We start from the raw sequence: 12,940 nt of genomic DNA, 5'->3' as shown, positions 1-12,940 counted from the left end.
GTTCCCCGTCGGACGGCGCGCACCCGACGCTCACGCCGACAGGGCCTGCTCGCCGCCTTCCGCGTCCTCCGCGCAGGCGGCGGCCAGTTCATCGAGTGACAGGTGCAGGGCGTGGGCCAGGGCCGCCACGGTGAAGAAGGCCGGGGTCGGGGCCCGGCCCGTCTCGATCTTGCGAAGGGTCTCGGCGGACACCCCGGCCGCTGCCGCCACGTCGACCATGCTGCGCTCACCGCGGGCCTCGCGGAGCAGCGCCCCGAACCGCTCTCCACGTTGCCGCTCTTGCGGGCTCAAGGGAACTCTCACCATACCCGTGATACTAATACCGGTATAAGTATTGGACAGCATCGCAGGGCAGGGAGTCACGGCACATGGTGGAGATCAAGACCGACACGGCACTGGAGGCGATGCGCGAAGCCGGACGCGTCGTGGCCCACGCACTCGCGGCCGCCCGCGCGGCGGCGGCCGTGGGAGTTCGTCTGCGCGAGCTCGACGAAGCCGCCCGCACCGTGCTCACCGAGGCCGGAGCACGCTCTCCGTTCCTGGGCTACCAGCCCTCCTTCGCCCCCGTCCCCTTCCCCGCCGTGATCTGCGCGTCCGTCAACGACGCCGTCGCGCACGGCATCCCCGACGACCGCCGCCTGCGCGACGGGGACCTGGTCAGCATCGACTGCGGAGCCGAACTCGACGGCTGGACCGGCGACGCCGCGATCAGCTTCACCGTCGGCACCCCTCGCCCCGCCGACCTCGAACTCATCGCGGCCACCCAGCAGGCCCTGGACGCCGCCATCGCCGCCGCCACCGTCGGCCATCGCATCGGGGACATCTCCCATGCCGTCAGCACGGTCGCCCGCAAGGCCGCCTGCGGCATGCCATCCGACTTCGGCGGCCACGGCATCGGCCGTCAGATGCACGAAGACCCCCATGTCCCCAACCACGGGCGACCCGGCCGCGGCTTCCCCCTGCGCCACGGCCTCACCCTCGCCATCGAACCCATGCTCATGGCCGGAGGAAGCAACGAGTACTTCACCGACCGCGACGGATGGACCCTGCGCACGGTCGACGGCAGCCAAGCCGCCCACATCGAACACACCATCGCCATCACCGAGGACGGTCCCCGTATCCTCACCCTCCCCTGACCTCGAACCCGCTCCCGCCGGGCGGCCGGACCGGGAGGAGACGGAGCAGGGACGTGGACAGGTGGGTCCTTTACGCGTCGGTCGCCGGGCCGGTGGGACTCCACCGGACCACAGACTGGTGCCGGTGTGGGGGGCGCGGGGTAGCGCCCGCCCCCGGGTGAGTGCGGGCCCCCGGTCTACAACTGCCGGTCGCCCTGCCAGGTGACGGACGTCATCGCGGCCGGACCACCGTGGGCCAGGCCCTTGTACGTCACCTTCCGGGCAGGGCCGGCCTCGTGGGCGACTCGTCGCGCCAGCTCCGTCCCTTCGCGGAACCGCCGCTGCCACTCGTCGGCGTACTTGCCCTCCTCACGGTCCCGCAGGTCGAGGTTCAGCGTGAGGTCGATGCTCTTCGCCCACGCGTACAGGTCGACGACGAGCTGCTCGGACAAGTCCAGCCCGGCGGCGGGATCATCGGGGAAGAAGTCCCCGAATCCGTCCGCGCGCAGTGGAGCGAACTTGAACTCGCCCTCGACGGTGAGGTCGACCGGGTACACGGGTGTGCCGTGCCTCTCGCGTTCCCAGTGCAGGCGGTCGCATGTCCAGCACACCCACTTCGCCGTCCGGTGGCGCTCGTCCCAGTAGCGCACCGGCCACAACGGCCCGAGCTGCCGGGCCAGTCGCCGGGTGGCCACCAGCCCCTGCTTGACGTGCTTGCGCAGCTCCGGACGAGAGGGGAAACCCTCCGGTGGGCGGGACAGCGACCACGAGCGCAGCGCGTCCGCCAGCTCCGCCGGAAGGGCCAGCCGGTCGTCGTCCAGCGAGACGTTGCGGGTGAAGGTGCCGAGATCCTCGTACGTCCCGGCGTCCTCCGGCTCGTACAGCGGAGACGACTCGCCCCGGGCCCGCACGAGCAGGTCACGCGCTCCTTCGAGGGTCATGGCGGGCTTGCTCCGATCGTGTGTTCGCGGTCGACCCCGCTGAAGCCGCGTGCTGGGCCGCGCTGTTGAAGACGGCTTCGGGGGCGGCCTTCCGGACACCTGGGTGCCGACCCCGGTGTTCCAGGGCGGTGTCTTCTTCACGGGGGGCCGCGAACTGAGCCTACTCACACGGCGGAAGAGCACGGTGTGCCCTCACAGGACCTTTCCCGCCGGTCCGCCGGGAAAGGGGCGGCGGTCATTCCGGTGGACGGTTCACGGAATCCACGTGGTCGGGTAATTCGTCCCGCAGTGCGGTTCGTCCCAGGCAGGCGATATCGCGGCACGGCGGTCTTTCCCCCGTGGCGACGGTGTCGCCCGGGCGCCGGACACCGGGCGCCGGGCATGACGAAGGCCCCGCCGCTGGAGAGCGACGAGGCCTTGGCCCACATGGGATGTGGAGGTCCGAGGGGGACCTCCTGATCGTGGAGATGGCGGGAATCGAACCCGCGTCCACCGGTGCAGAATCAGGGCTTCTCCGTGTGCAGTTCGCTGCGATTTTCTCGGCCCCGGTGATCACGCGAACAAGTCGCCGACGGGCCCAGTCACTGTTTGATTTCCCATCGAACCCCGTGACCGGGCTCGATGGTTTAGTTCCCTAGATTATGCCAGGGTCCGGGTCGGGAACACCCCCGGGCTGACACCCATTAAGGGTCCTTCACTCACTGCTTATTAGGCAGCGAGGGCGAAGGACTGGGAATCGCTCTTGGAATTGGCGATTATTGGTTGCGACATATGGTTAACGAGATCATTGTCGCTTCCTCGACACGCTTCCCCTGCTTCGACAGCCGCTGTCGAAACCGATCATCCCCATGTTGTTTTTTCAAGCCCCTCCGAAGAGGGTCGCGCACCCGCTGTGGGATGCAGATCCCATCGTACGTGAACAACGCACGTCGGTGCCACCGTATTCCCCGTGGCCACCGCCTCGCGGTGGCGCCCGCGGCTACTCGCCCCGCTGCTTCCGCTTCGCCGCCGCGATCGCGCGGTCCGACTCCCGGCGGTCCTGCTTCTCGCGCAGGGTCTGCCGCTTGTCGTACTCCTTCTTACCGCGGGCGAGCGCGATCTCGGCCTTGGCCCGGCCGTCCTTGAAGTACAGGGCGAGGGGCACGATCGTGTGACCCGTCTCCTCCGACTTCGACGCCAGCTTGTCGATCTCCTCGCGGTGCAGGAGCAGCTTGCGCTTGCGGCGCACCGTGTGGTTGGTCCACGTGCCCTGGCTGTACTCGGGAATGTGGGCGTTGTGCAGCCACGCCTCGTTCCCGTCGATCTGGACGAAGCCGTCGGTCAGCGAGGCGCGTCCCTGGCGCAGCGACTTCACCTCGGTGCCGGTGAGCACGAGGCCGGCCTCATAGGTGTCGATGATCGCGTAGTCGTGCCGTGCCTTCTTGTTCTGCGCGACGATCTTGCGCTTGCCGTCCTTGGCCTTCGCGGCCCCTCCGCCCTGCTTGGGCTGGGACTCCTTCGGTACGTACATTCCCTTGCTCATAGTGCTGACCATTTTCGCACTACAGGGGGGCCCGGGGGAAAGCCGATTACGGGAGCCCCGAACCGGTGGCCACGAGGGGGCCGGTGATCACGACGGGCCAGTGGCCACGGCGGGCCGGACCGATGACTACGAAGGGTCGCCGAGGCCGCTGAGCACGGTCTCGGCGCGCTCCAGGGCACCCGCGTCGGCTTCCAGGTCGGGGGTGATGCCCCGCCCGTCGACCCCATGGCCGGAGGGGGTGCGGTAGTGCCCGACGGTCAGCTCGGCGACGGAACCGCCGGGGAGGGCGCTCGGCATCTGGACCGAGCCCTTGCCGAAGGTCCTGGTGCCCACCACGACCGCGCGGCCACGGTCCTGGAGCGCGCCGGTGAGCAGTTCGGCGGCGCTCATCGTGCCACCGTCGACGAGCGCGACCAGGGGTCTGGTGGTGTCGCCGCCGGGCGCGGCGTGCAGGGCGCGCTGTTCGCCGTTGACGTCGTACGTCGCGACGAGGCCGCCGTCGAGGAAGGCGGAGGCCGTCGTGACGGCCTCGGTGACCAGTCCGCCGGAGTTGCCGCGCAGGTCGAGGACGATCCCGGCCCGTTGGGGGGCCTGCTCGACCGCGGCCCGTACGGCGTCGCCCGCGCCCTTGGTGAAGGCGGCGACCTTGATCACGGTGACGCCGCCGGGGAGCTTGTGCACGGTCACGGAGTCCGTGGACAGCCTGGCCCGGCGCAGGGTCTCGCTCCACGCGCGCGTGCCACGCTCCAGACGGAGGCGGACCTCCGTGCCGGCCGCCGCGTCGTCCGCGTCCCCGCGCAGTAACGAGACCACCTCGGTGACGGGCCTGCCGTCGACGTCCTCGCCGTCGACGCTGCGCAGCCGGTCGCCCACGCGGATCCCGGCGGCCGCCGCGGGCGACGCGGTCTGCACCCGGGTCACCTCGATCCGGCCGTCACGCTCGCGCCGGGCCCACAGCCCGACGCCGGTGTACTGGCCGTCGAGGGCCTCCTCGAACTCCTCGTAGTCGCCCTGGGAGTAGACCGCGCCCCAGCGGTCGCCGCTGCGGCTGACCGCGCGCTCGGCCGCCTCCATGGGGGACTTGCCGTCGGCCATCGCCTCGGCCGCCGCCGCCGCGACGTCCTTGTGGTGGGCGGCCGGCGTCGAACGCGGCGACGGGAGCGGGGATTTCCGGTCGGGGTCGCCGAACGAACCGGTCGCCGCGCCGGCGACGAGCACGCTCGCAAAAACCAATGTCAGGGCAGCCCCGCGGCCGACGCGGCGGGGCTGACAGAACCGGTCACGACCTGACATGGCGGTGAGTCTAGGACAACGCGAGGGGCCGTACCGCCGGTTGACAGTACGGCCCCCTTGGCATGCGTCACACCTTCAGGTACTTGCGCAACGCGAAGAACGCGGCAAGTGCGGGCATCAGCAGACTCGTCGCGAGGATGAGCGGCAGCTTGGTGAGCACGGCGTCCCAGCCGATGAAGTTGATCAGGTTCAGCTTCTCGGACAGGGCCAGACCGTGATCGATGATGAAGTACCGCGCGATCACCAGGAATCCGCAGGCGACGCCGCCGCCGATGAGCCCGGCGACCGCGGCCTCCATGATGAACGGCGCCTGGATGTAGAAACCGGAGGCGCCGACCAGGCGCATGATCCCGGTCTCCCTGCGCCGGCTGAACGCCGAGACGCGCACCGTGTTGACGATCAGCATCAGGGCGACGACGAGCATCATCGCCATCACCGCGCGCGCGGCCCAGTTCATGCCGTTGAGCAGCCCGAAGAGGTTGTCCAGGATGCCCTTCTGGTCCTGCACGGACTGCACGCCGTCACGCCCGTCGAAGGCGGTCGCGATGACCTGGTACTTCTCCGGGTCCTTCAGCTTGATGCGGTACGACTCCTGCATCTGGTCCGGCGTCAGGGAGCTGGCCAGCGGGGAGTCGCCGAACTGCTCCTTGTAGTGCTTGTAGGCCTCGTCCGCGGACTCGTACGTCACTTTCTGGACGACGGTCATCTTGCCGAGGTCGCTCTCGATCTGCTTCTTCTGCTCGGCGGTCACGGCCCCCTTGGCGCAGTGGGGGTCGGACTCCGCGTCGCTCTTGTTGCAGAGGAACACGGAGACGTTGACCTTGTCGTACCAGTAGCCCTTCATGGTGCTCACCTGGTCGCTCATCAGGAGCGAACCGCCGAACAGGGCGAGGGAGAGGGCGACCGAGACGACGACCGCGAAGGTCATCGTCAGATTGCGACGGAGACCGACACCGATCTCCGACAGAACGAACTGGGCGCGCATGGCGTCTGCTAAGCCTTTCCGTGGACCGTCGTCAGTGCTGGTAGCCGTAGACGCCGCGCGCCTGGTCGCGGACGAGACGACCCTTCTCCAGCTCGATGACGCGCTTGCGCATCTGGTCCACGATGTTCTGGTCGTGCGTCGCCATCACCACAGTCGTGCCCGTCCGGTTGATGCGGTCGAGCAGCTTCATGATGCCGACGGAGGTCTGCGGGTCGAGGTTTCCGGTCGGCTCGTCCGCGATGAGGAGCTTGGGCCGGTTCACGAAGGCTCTCGCGATGGCCACACGCTGCTGCTCACCACCGGACAGCTCACCGGGTCTGCGGTCCTCCTTGCCGCCGAGCCCGACGAGGTCGAGCACCTGGGGCACGGACTTGCGGATCTCGCCGCGGGACTTGCCGATGACCTCCTGGGCGAAGGCCACGTTCTCGGCGACCGTCTTGTTCGGCAGCAGCCGGAAGTCCTGGAAGACGGTCCCCAGCTGGCGCCGCATCTGCGGCACCTTCCAGTTGGAGATGCGCGCGAGGTCCTTGCCCAGGACGTGCACCTGACCGTGGCTGCACCGCTCCTCGCGGAGGATCAGCCGCAGGAAGGTCGACTTTCCGGAGCCGGAGGACCCCACGAGGAACACGAACTCACCACGCTCGACCTCCAGGGAGACGTCCCTGAGAGCGGGGTGGGTCTGCTTGGGGTAGACCTTGGAGACATTGTCGAATCGGATCACGGATGCACCACGGGTCGCCGGGGGTAGGTGTGCGTGACCATACGCGAACCGGGTGTGGGTCCGCAGTCGGCGTCCGGGGTTGCGCGACGCTTGCACGTTTTGTCACGGATCTGACGGGCTGGAAAGCGTCCGGGCGGGGCAGGATAAGGCGGGCCGCGCCGAATTCCGCGGAACCTGGCACAGTGGAGGGGGAACGGTTGCGTTCCCCGCGGCGTTATGTACGCGGAGGACGGCGCAAGGAGGGCAAGCGCATGACGTACGACCGATTGGTGTGCGCGAACTGCGCGGCGCCCGTCAGTGAGGGCCGCTGCCCTGTCTGCCGCGCGAACCGGGAGCGGCTGCAGCAGGAGAGCCCCTTCGCCGGACTGAACCCGATGGCACTGATAGCGCTGCTGGCCGTGCTCATCGCGGCGGTGGCGCTGCTGGCCCACCAGACGGTGTAGGACCCGCGAGAGGGCACCCAGGGCGTACGAACAGCTACCCAGGGCGTACGGGAAGGGCCCGGAGCACTCGCTCCGGGCCCTTTTCGCATCTCACGCGCAGCAGGTGTCGCGTATCACACCGGTCTGCGTCAGGCAGCGGCGCCGCGGCCACCCATGAGGCGCGGCAGCAGGCGGAAGCCGATACCGCCGGCGATCATCGTGGCGGCGCCGACCAGCAGGAACGTGGTCTCGGCGGCACCCGTCTCGGCCAGCTCGCCACTCTTGCCCTGGGCGGAGGTGTCCGAGCCGGTGTCGGTCAGACCGGAGGAGCCCTTGCCCTGCTCGACGGGCTTGGAGCCGCCGTCGGGGTTGCTGTCGTTGCCGCCGGTGCCGGCCCCGTCGGTGGGGTTGTCGGTCGGCTCGTCGGTCGGGTCGGTGGGCTCGGTCGGCTCCTCGGTGGGGTCCGTGGGCCCGTCGGTCGGCTCGGTGGTGACCGGAGCGGACTCGGAGGGAGGCGGGGTGGTGGGCGGCTCGCTGGTCGGGGTCGAGCCGCTGGGCGCCGGGCTGGTGGGAATTCCGGTGGCGCTCGTCGTCGGGGTCGGGCCGTCGATCGTGACACCGACATTGATGTCGAGAGCCGAAGCGGCACCCGCGGCGGTCAGCGAGGCACCGGCGGCGATCACCGCGCAGGCGGCTATCCGCGCTGTGCGTATCCGCGTCTTCTTGGTCATCTGCTTGCTACCCCCAGTAGCTGATCGTCAATGGAGCAGCGCCCGGGGCCACGGCGTCACAGGGTGGCTTTGCTCGACCCCCCGGTTCACATGCGCCCCAGAGATACGCATGCCACGCGTCACCCTTCCCAGTTTTCAAAGCAACGTCAAGGTCGTTGCGGCCGCGATGTCCAGATCGGCGCCATTTGACCGCCATGAAGACATGTGACTGTGACGTAAAACCCAGACAACCGCCACACAAAAGGCAACTGCCGCTCAATGAGCGGCAGTTGCCTTGTCGACAAAGAGCCCCTGGGGCCCGGTGTCACTTCTCCTGCTGCTTGCGCCAGCGAATTCCGGCTTCGAGGAACCCGTCGATCTCGCCGTTGAAAACGGCCTCGGGGTTACCCACTTCGAAGTCCGTCCGCAGGTCCTTGACCATCTGGTAGGGGTGCAGCACGTACGAACGCATCTGGTTGCCCCAGGAGTTGCCGCCGTCGCCCTTGAGGGCGTCCATCTTGGCCTGCTCCTCCTGGCGGCGCCGCTCCAGGAGCTTGGCCTGCAGGACGTTCATCGCGCTCGCCTTGTTCTGGATCTGCGACCGCTCGTTCTGACACGACACGACGATGCCGGTCGGCAGGTGGGTCAGACGCACCGCGGAGTCGGTGGTGTTGACGCCCTGGCCGCCGGGACCCGACGAACGGTAGACGTCCACGCGGAGCTCGGACTCGTCGATCTCGATGTGATCGGTCTGCTCGACGACGGGCAGGATCTCGACACCGGCGAACGACGTCTGCCGGCGCCCCTGGTTGTCGAAGGGCGAGATCCGCACGAGCCGGTGGGTGCCCTGCTCCACGGAGAGCGTTCCGTAGGCATACGGCACGTGGACGGCGAAGGTGGTGGACTTGATGCCCGCCTCTTCCGCGTACGAGGTCTCGTAGAGCTCGGTCTTGTACCCGTGCCGCTCGGCCCAGCGCAGGTACATGCGCTGCAGCTTCTCGGTGAAGTCGGAGGCGTCGACGCCGCCGGCCTCGGCGCGGATGGTGACGACGGCCTCGCGGGAGTCGTACTCCCCCGACAGCAGCGTCCGCACCTCCATCTCGTCCAGCGCCTTCTTGACGGCGGTGAGCTCGGACTCGGCCTCGGCGCGGGTGTCCGGGTCGTCCTCCTCCTCGGCCATCTCGAAGAGCACGCTCAGATCGTCGATACGCCCGCGCAGCGCCTCGGCCTTCCTGACCTCCGCCTGGAGGTGGCTGAGCTTGCTGGTGATCTTCTGCGCCTCGTCCGGGTCGTCCCACAGGGACGGCGCGGCCGCCTGCTCCTCGAGCACGGCGACGTCTGCCCTCAGCTTGTCGAGGTCCAGGACGGCCTCGATCGACTCCATGGTCGAGGAGAGGGACTTGAGCTCTTCGGATACATCGACGACTGCCACGCCTCCAGCGTAACGGCTGCGGCAAGCGGGGCTCTCACCCCCGGGGACGGCGGCCCCCGGGCCTCCCCCGCCCCAGGGGCCGCCGCCCCCGGCCCCCCTGTCGGCCTGGACGGCCTCGTCCTCAAACGCCGGACGGGCTGTAGATGCGAGCCCGCGCTGAATGGTTCTGGATGGGCTGGAGGTGTGGGGCCTCGTGGAAAGGGCTGACGCCCGGGGTCATGTCTTTCAGCCCGTCCGGCGTTTGAGGACGAGCCCTTCGGGCGAGCGGGGGTCCAGGGGGCGGCAGCCCCTTGGCGGGGGTCTGGGGGCGGAGCCCCCAGGTACGGGACTGTCCACAGGTCCAGACGGGGGCCCCACGTCAGGGAGAGGCCGGCGCCGAGCTCTTCGTGTCGGACGGCTGCGACCCCGCGTCGTCCCCCGAGGTGGCGAGCCACGTCCCCACCCCCACCGCGGCGACGAGCACCACTCCCGCCGCCCCCAGCGTGATCCGGCGCCGCCGCGCGGAGGCCCGATGCCGGGCCGACCCGGGCCGGGGCGCCCCCGCGGCACGCGGCGCACGTGCCGTCCCGCGCGCCCCGCCGGCCAGCTCGTCCGGCCCCGGCACCCGCATCGACGTGTGCGTGTCCCGGTTCGAGTCCGGCGCGGCACCCGGCACCAGCGGCACGGCCCCTCGCCGTACCCGCGACGTCGGCTCGGCCGGCTCCGCGGCCTCCTCGGACGTCTCCTCCGCGGGTTCACCGTCCGGCTCGTCCACGTCGAGCGGCGGCATCCCCGCCAGCAACGGCAGCTGCTCCCGCAGCCGCGCTCCCAGCTCGGACGCCCGCAGCCGTGACGCCGGGGCCTTCGCCAGACACTGCACGAGGAGCTGCCACAGCTCCTCGGGGATCCCCGGCAGCGGCACCACCGTCTCGGTGACGTGCCGCCGCAGCACCGCTCCCGGGTGTCCGCCCCCGAAGGGCGTGAACCCGGCGAGCAGCTCGTACAGGACGGTCGCCAGGGCGTAGATGTCGACGGCGGCCCGCGGCGGCAGCCCCTCGATGATCTCGGGCGCGAGATAGTCCGGCGTGCCGATGATCTTCGTGGCCCGGGTCCGCCGGGGCGAGTCGATGAGTTTGGCCACACCGAAGTCCGTCAGCAGCGCGGGGTGCGCGCCACCCGGTCCGAGCGGCCCCTGCATGTCGAGCAGTACGTTCTCGGGCTTGACGTCCCGGTGGACCACCCCGGCCGCGTGCGCCGCCGCCAGCCCGTCCGCGACGTCGGCCACGATCGCGACCGCGGCCTCCGGCGCGAGCCGCCGTTCCCGGTCCAGCCGGGTGCGCAGGTCCGTACCCCGTACGAGGTCCATGACGAGCGCGAGGTCGTTGCCGTCCACCACGAGATCACGCACCGCGACCACATGGGGATGGTCGAGACCGAGCAGGGCCGTGCGCTCCTGCACGAAGCGGCCCACGAGCTCCTGGTCGGACGCGAGGTCCTCGCGCAGCAGCTTGATGGCGACGGGCCCCTCGGGTCCCTCGCCCAGCCACACCGTACCGGCGCTGCCCCGCCCCAGGATCTGGTGGGCGGTGTAGCGGCTCCCGATCTTCCGTGCCAAGACTGCTCCTACCGACGCGTGTTGCCGCTAAAAGTACGCGTCCGAGGAGCCAACCTTCACTCCGGAGGCGGAAATCACCCGCCAGATGTCGACAAGTCCCCAGAGTCGGCCGCGGACCGGCCGCCGGTCGGCGGCCCGTCGGTCATCGGCCGGGTGCGCGTCAGTTGCCGGACGAACCCGAGCCGAGATTCCCGACCCAGTCGCTGACGGTGTGGTACGTGTGGGTCACCTCGCCCCAGAACGACCTGGTGGAGCCGATCCAGTCCTGGAGGGGGCTGAACTCCCAGACCAGCCATCCGCCGACGAACAGGATGACGATCATGAAGAGGCAGCCCTTGAGGCAGCCGAGCCCCGGGATCCTCATCCGGTTGGCACTGCGCTGCCTCGGCTCGCGCGACTGCCTCGGCGCGGGCGCCTCGGGCTGCTGCGGCGCGGGGGCGTACCGCTGGGGCTGCGGCTGCTGACGCTGCGCCCGCCGGGACTGTTGTTGCTGCTGCTGCGCGTACTGCTGTTGCTGCTGTTGCTGCGCGTACTGCTGCTGGTGCTGCTGCTGCCCGTACTGCTGAGGCTGCTGACCTGCGTACCGCTGGGGCTGCCCCTGCTGCGGATACCCGTATCCGGGCGGCGGCTGATGGCCCTGCTGCTCGGGCCGCTGCTGCGGTCGTGCGACCTGCCGCTGCGGACGCCGGCGCAACGGGTCCTGGTCCGGGTCGACGTACTGCTGGACCTGCGTCTGCTCGTTGCGGTCGCGGGCCGCCCGCAGCTGGCTCTGCCAGGGATGCGGGTCCTCCGGCCGGCCGGCTCCGCCGCCGGGCTGGTTCTGCGGCACCGGCGGCATGACGGCGGTCGGGTCGGCGGCGCCCGTGTGCGGAAGGACACTGGTCGCGCCGTTCGGGTCGTACGCCCCCGGAGTGCCGTGCGGCAGCACCTGGGTGGGGTCGGCCGCGCCCGGCGTGCCCGGGACCGGCGCCGGTGCCGGGTCGGGGGCGAGCAGCGCGCCCACCCCGTCCGCGGCGGCGATCTGCGCGGAGGTGGCGTGCACGCCGACGCCCTCGGCGACGGTGCGCAGACCGCGCGCGAGGTTCTCGGCGCTGGGCCGCTCGTCCGGGTTCTTGCGCAGGCAGCGTTCTATGACCGTCCACAGCGGATCGGGCACGGTGGAGGGCCGGCGCGGCTCGGCGCTCAGGTGCTGGTGCAGGACTTCGAGGGCGGAGCCGCCTGAGAACGGCGGGCGTCCGGTGACCAGCTCGTACAGCAGGATGCCCGCCCCGTAGATGTCGACGGCGGACGTCTGCGGACGCCCCTCCGCGGACTCGGGCGCGACATACGCGGGCGTGCCGACGAACTCGTGGGTCCGGGTCAGGCCCGGGGAGTCGGCGAGCCGGGCGATGCCGAAGTCGGTGAGCAGCGGGTGCATCCCGCCGCCGTCCTGCTTGAGCAGGACGTTCGCGGGCTTCAGGTCCCGGTGCACGACGCCGTCGGCGTGGCTGGCGGCGAGCGCGTCGGCGACCTGGGCGGTGAGGAGCGCGGCGGCGACCGGCGAGAACGGCCCGTTCTCGCGCAGGTAGCGGTGCAGGTCGGGCCCCTCGACCAGATCCATGACGAGCGCGAGCAGGTCGCCTTCGACGACGAGGTCGCGGACCCGCACGATGTTCGGGTGGGTCAGCCGCAGCAGGACGGACCGCTCCCGCAGGAAGCGCATCACGACGTCCGCGTCGTTGGCGAGCTCCTCCTTCAGGACCTTGATCGCCACGGTCTCGCCGGGCTGGCCCGCGACGGCCGCCTCGGCACCCGCGGTCTCCCGCTGGCGGGCTCGCCAGACGGTGCCTGTGGCGCCGCGCCCCAGCGGCTCCTCAAGGAGGTACTTGCTCCCTACCGGCCGCACGTCATGCGCTCCCTGTTGCTTGCTTGCCTGGTCCGTCCGCCGTTGTCACTTCTGCCGCGGCGGTTCCGCCCACTGTAGTGCCGAGCTGCCCGGCACCGGGTTGTCGTCCTTGTGTGCTTCCCGTGAGCGCCTGTGGTCCGCATAAGCGCTTACGTACGCGTTCCCGTACATGTTCGATGGAAAGACGCTCACTCGCGACGGTTGGTTGCCGTTCGGCCCCTTCGGCGGGGGTGTGACGGATGCCGCGAGCGATCCCAAGCGGGCACCGGTCGGGCACTGGTCAGGCACTTTTACGGGCAGAGCCGACCAATCAAGATCAC

At 70.1% G+C, this 12,940-nt stretch carries 12 protein-coding genes and 1 other RNA gene; 2 read left to right on the top strand and 11 right to left on the bottom strand.

The features are described from left to right. Positions 1-30: 30 nt before the first annotated feature. Entirely contained in the window at positions 31-306 is a 276-nt protein-coding gene (locus OG199_RS25545) for a helix-turn-helix transcriptional regulator (protein ID WP_356799095.1), read from the bottom strand. Positions 307-368: 62 nt separating this feature from the next. Between OG199_RS25545 and map the strand changes: the two genes are divergently transcribed. Next, on the top strand, positions 369-1,136 hold the full coding sequence (gene map, locus OG199_RS25540; protein WP_405831428.1) for a type I methionyl aminopeptidase: 768 nt from the start codon (positions 369-371) through the stop codon (positions 1,134-1,136). A 176-nt stretch (positions 1,137-1,312) separates the two neighbouring features. Here the strand turns inward: map and OG199_RS25535 are convergent, their stop codons facing one another. From OG199_RS25535 to ftsE, 6 genes are all read right to left on the bottom strand, one after another. Continuing rightward, on the bottom strand, positions 1,313-2,056 hold the full coding sequence (locus OG199_RS25535; RefSeq protein ID WP_405831426.1) for a hypothetical protein: 744 nt from the start codon (positions 2,054-2,056) through the stop codon (positions 1,313-1,315). 459 nt (positions 2,057-2,515) lie between these two features. Further along, positions 2,516-2,904: a transfer-messenger RNA gene (gene ssrA / locus OG199_RS25530) on the bottom strand. Positions 2,905-3,035: 131 nt separating this feature from the next. Beyond that, positions 3,036-3,578, bottom strand: coding sequence for an SsrA-binding protein SmpB (gene smpB, locus OG199_RS25525; protein ID WP_054229635.1), 543 nt, complete (start codon positions 3,576-3,578; stop codon positions 3,036-3,038). Between the two features lie 126 nt (positions 3,579-3,704). Further along, positions 3,705-4,871: a S41 family peptidase gene (locus OG199_RS25520; RefSeq protein WP_405831424.1), complete on the bottom strand. Its 1,167-nt coding sequence runs from the start codon at positions 4,869-4,871 to the stop codon at positions 3,705-3,707. Between the two features lie 67 nt (positions 4,872-4,938). Then, positions 4,939-5,856, bottom strand: coding sequence for a permease-like cell division protein FtsX (gene ftsX / locus OG199_RS25515; RefSeq protein ID WP_266699488.1), 918 nt, complete (start codon positions 5,854-5,856; stop codon positions 4,939-4,941). A gap of 31 nt (positions 5,857-5,887) precedes the next feature. After that, positions 5,888-6,577, bottom strand: a complete 690-nt coding sequence (gene ftsE, locus OG199_RS25510) for a cell division ATP-binding protein FtsE (protein ID WP_148008662.1) — start codon at positions 6,575-6,577, stop codon at positions 5,888-5,890. Between the two features lie 251 nt (positions 6,578-6,828). Here ftsE and OG199_RS25505 point away from each other — a divergent pair, with 251 nt between their 5' ends. Then, on the top strand, positions 6,829-7,020 hold the full coding sequence (locus tag OG199_RS25505) for a hypothetical protein (protein ID WP_095854342.1): 192 nt from the start codon (positions 6,829-6,831) through the stop codon (positions 7,018-7,020). A gap of 128 nt (positions 7,021-7,148) precedes the next feature. Here the strand turns inward: OG199_RS25505 and OG199_RS25500 are convergent, their stop codons facing one another. The 4 genes from OG199_RS25500 to OG199_RS25485 form a co-directional block, all read right to left on the bottom strand. Beyond that, positions 7,149-7,730 (bottom strand): hypothetical protein, encoded by a 582-nt coding sequence (locus OG199_RS25500; RefSeq protein ID WP_405831422.1) that lies wholly within the window; start codon positions 7,728-7,730, stop codon positions 7,149-7,151. Positions 7,731-8,034: 304 nt separating this feature from the next. After that, a complete protein-coding gene (prfB, locus tag OG199_RS25495; RefSeq protein ID WP_153290286.1) occupies positions 8,035-9,141 on the bottom strand; it encodes a peptide chain release factor 2 in 1,107 nt (368 codons plus the stop codon). A 358-nt stretch (positions 9,142-9,499) separates the two neighbouring features. After that, on the bottom strand, positions 9,500-10,735 hold the full coding sequence (locus tag OG199_RS25490; RefSeq protein ID WP_405831420.1) for a serine/threonine-protein kinase: 1,236 nt from the start codon (positions 10,733-10,735) through the stop codon (positions 9,500-9,502). Positions 10,736-10,895: 160 nt separating this feature from the next. Then, complete coding sequence (locus OG199_RS25485; RefSeq protein WP_356808958.1) at positions 10,896-12,620, bottom strand: protein kinase domain-containing protein; 1,725 nt, start codon at positions 12,618-12,620, stop codon at positions 10,896-10,898. Positions 12,621-12,940: the final 320 nt, after the last annotated feature.

The sequence above is a fragment of the Streptomyces sp. NBC_01176 genome, assembly GCF_045039825.1.
GTDB lineage: Bacteria > Actinomycetota > Actinomycetes > Streptomycetales > Streptomycetaceae > Streptomyces.
Note: the sequence above shows the minus strand (reverse complement) of the source record. Positions and strands in the feature narration are given on the sequence as shown.